The organism is Clostridium tarantellae (assembly GCF_009295725.1).
In the GTDB taxonomy this organism is placed as follows: domain Bacteria; phylum Bacillota; class Clostridia; order Clostridiales; family Clostridiaceae; genus Sarcina; species Sarcina tarantellae.
Map to the genome: position 1 here is coordinate 1 of NZ_WHJC01000350.1, position 3,186 is coordinate 3,186.

A 3,186-nucleotide genomic window follows, 5' to 3' on the forward strand; every position below is an offset into this window, starting at 1 on the left:
GGATTAAATAGTTCAATATTCATTAATAAAATTAAAAAAGCCATAATTTTAAGGAGAGCAGATAGATTTATTTTTATACAAAACTATCTAATCTCCTTAATTTTAAAAACTATGGCTTTTACGCTTTATATATTATTAAAAAGAATATTTAACAATATGTTAAACTTTTATATTTTACATTCATATTTTAAAATTAGTTTTTCTCTAGTAATCTTTCATATAAATCAACTATTTCTTCTGCTAAAGATTGATAAGTAATAGCATTCATTAAGTGATCTTGTGAATGAATTAAAAGAACTCCTATATCATATTTTTCGCCAGCAGCTTCTTTTTGAATAAGCTCTGTTTGGAATTTATGTGCTTCATGCATTTCTTCTTTAGATTGTTTAAGTAATTCTTTAGCTTGTTCTATATTTCCACTTTTTGCTTCTCTAATGGCTTCTGTAGCAATACTTCTAGCATTTCCTGCAAATGCTATTATTTGAAATGATATTTCTAATATTTTTTCATCCATAATTTTTTCCTCCTAAAGTTCACCATAACTTATTAATTCTATATTATTTTCTTTTAGAATTTTTAATACTTTTTCAGAAGTTAAAACCTCATACTCTTTTATCCTATCAATAGCATAAGACGTAGAATTTAATAAGACATCATCAACCCAAGCAGGATGTGTCATTAAATCTGAAGTACCTAATTCTTTAAATTTATCTATATTTTTTTTAAAATAATCTATTGATACACCCTCTTTATAAAAAGAATCTAAAACTGGTATTACTACAGCATTTTCTAATTTGTAATTTATTCCACCTCTAATAGGCAATTTATATTTATCTACTAATTTTTGCATAACTCCTTTTAATTGCGGTAATTGATGCACATGATGATGACTATCAAAATGAGTTATTTTAATTCCACTTGATAAAACTTTTTCTATTTGAGCAGTAAATTCTTTAAGAATTTCTTCTTCATCAAAGTTTTTTGCAATTTCTTCTGTAACATATTTATAAAACTTGCCATTTTTATCTACTATGGTTTTATGACCTTTTAATAAAGGCTCATATGAACTTAATGTAAGATGTACCCCTGTACCTAACCCTTTATTATCCTTTAATTTTTCTATGGCATCTTCAAAGCCTGGCATAGTTGCCATTATTGAACAAGATGTAACTATTCCCCTTTTGTAGGCTTCTATAACTCCAGCATTAACCCCTAAACTAAAACCCATATCATCAGCATTTACTATTAATCTTGTCATTAAAATCCCTACTTTCTAAATAAAGGTAAATAATCTTTGTGAGCTTCCATCATTTCATCAAGAATTTCTTTAGCTAAGTCATCTGAAGGTATTAATGGGTTTATAACAAGTGCTTGTAAAGCTGAATTATAATCCCCTTTAACTGCTGCTTTGGCAGCTAAAATTTCAAATGATTTAATTTGCTGAATTAATCCTCTAACAGCAATAGGTAAATGTCCCATTGTTAATGGTCTTGGTCCTTCTTTAGTAATAACACAACTTACTTCTACAGTATCATTATCTTCAAAATCTCTTATTGCACCATTATTTAAAGTGTTTACAACTTGTATATCTTTTCTATCATTATATATAGAGTTTATAAGATTACAAGCAGCATCACTGTAATATGCACCTCCTCTTTTTTCAAGTTGAGGTGGTTTTATATCTAAATTTTCATCTTTATATATGGTAAATAAATCATCTTCTAAAGCTTTAACAACTTCTCCTCTTGTTTTACCATCTTTAAAAGCTTCCAATTCCTCTACTAACATTTCTTTTGTTTTATAATAATATTTATGATAAGGACAAGGAATAACTCCTAAACTCCTTACAAAGTCTCCATTAAACGGAATATCTTTTATATTTTTCATTGTAATAGATGAATTTATAAATTTTTCAATAGCTTCTTCTGTAACTTTTTGTCCATCAAGATAAACATTTAATCCATATACCATATGGTTAAGTCCAGCAAAATCCATTGTTATTCTTTCTTTATCAACTTTAAAAGCATCAGCTATTCCATTTTTCATTCCTATTGGTACATTGCATAATCCTATATATCTTTTAAAGTTTGTATATCTAAAAACTGCTTCTGTAACTATTCCAGCTGGATTAGTAAAATTAATTAACCAAGCATTTGGACATAACTCCTGTATATCTTTAACTATATCTAATACTACAGGCACAGTTCTTAAGGCTTTAAATAAACCTCCTGCTCCATTAGTTTCTTGTCCAATTAATCCCTTTGATAGTGGAATACCTTCATCTTTTATTCTTGCTTTTAATTGTCCTACTCTAAATTGAGTTGTTACAAAATCTGCATCTTTTAAAGCTTCTCTTCTATCAAGAGTTAAGTGTATTTTCATATCAATACCAGCTTTTTTCACCATTCTTTTGGCAAGATTTCCTACTATATTTAATTTTTCTTTTCCTTCTTCTATATCTACTAACCATAATTCTTTTATTGGTAATTCATTATATCTTTTTATAAATCCTTCAACTAGTTCAGGAGTATAACTTGAGCCACCACCTATAGTAACTATTTTCACTGATTTTTTTACATCTGTCATAATTAACTCCTCCTTAAATTTTATTTTGTATAATTTTAAACAGCTAGAAATTTCTAGCTGTTTATATTTATGTTCTCTTTATAATTTTTATTATTTAGTTGCTTCTTTTTCTCTTTTAGCATCAATTCTTTCAGCGGCTATAACAAATGGTAAGTAAATAACTACTGAAACTACTAAGTTAACAGCAGCTAATACAGCTCCAGAAATGGATCCAGTTGCTAAGAAACCTCCAATAATTGGTGGAGTAGTCCAAGGAATAGTTGCTACTATTACTGGTGAAACTAATCCACATGAAATTGATAAATATGATATTATTGTTAATAATACAGGTGTTAAAATAAATGGTATTGCATATATTGGATTTAATACTAAAGGCATACCAAATATAATTGGTTCATTTATATTAAAGCAAGCTGGTAATCCACCTAAAGCTACCATATCTCTTCTTCTTTTACCTGCAATTATTATAGCTACTATTAAGCCCAAACAAGCTCCTGCTCCTCCTTATGAATTTATAAACTTTATACTAATATATTACATCTGGTGTATATACAAGTCAAGAGTGTTTTGGATAATTATAGAATATGAAAAGAATTACAA

General features: G+C 27.7%; 3 protein-coding genes and 1 pseudogene. All 4 read right to left on the reverse strand.

The annotated features are described in order from the left end of the window. Positions 1 to 193: 193 nt before the first annotated feature. Complete coding sequence (locus tag GBZ86_RS14215) at positions 194 to 514, reverse strand: PTS lactose/cellobiose transporter subunit IIA (protein ID WP_152891750.1); 321 nt, start codon at positions 512 to 514, stop codon at positions 194 to 196. A gap of 12 nt (positions 515 to 526) precedes the next feature. Further along, a complete protein-coding gene (locus GBZ86_RS14220) occupies positions 527 to 1,258 on the reverse strand; it encodes a carbohydrate deacetylase (protein WP_152891752.1) in 732 nt (243 codons plus the stop codon). A gap of 8 nt (positions 1,259 to 1,266) precedes the next feature. Then, complete coding sequence (locus tag GBZ86_RS14225) at positions 1,267 to 2,586, reverse strand: 6-phospho-beta-glucosidase (RefSeq protein WP_152891754.1); 1,320 nt, start codon at positions 2,584 to 2,586, stop codon at positions 1,267 to 1,269. A gap of 90 nt (positions 2,587 to 2,676) precedes the next feature. After that, positions 2,677 to 3,078: pseudogene (locus tag GBZ86_RS14230) on the reverse strand (PTS transporter subunit EIIC); the annotation flags it as partial. Positions 3,079 to 3,186 lie beyond the last annotated feature (108 nt).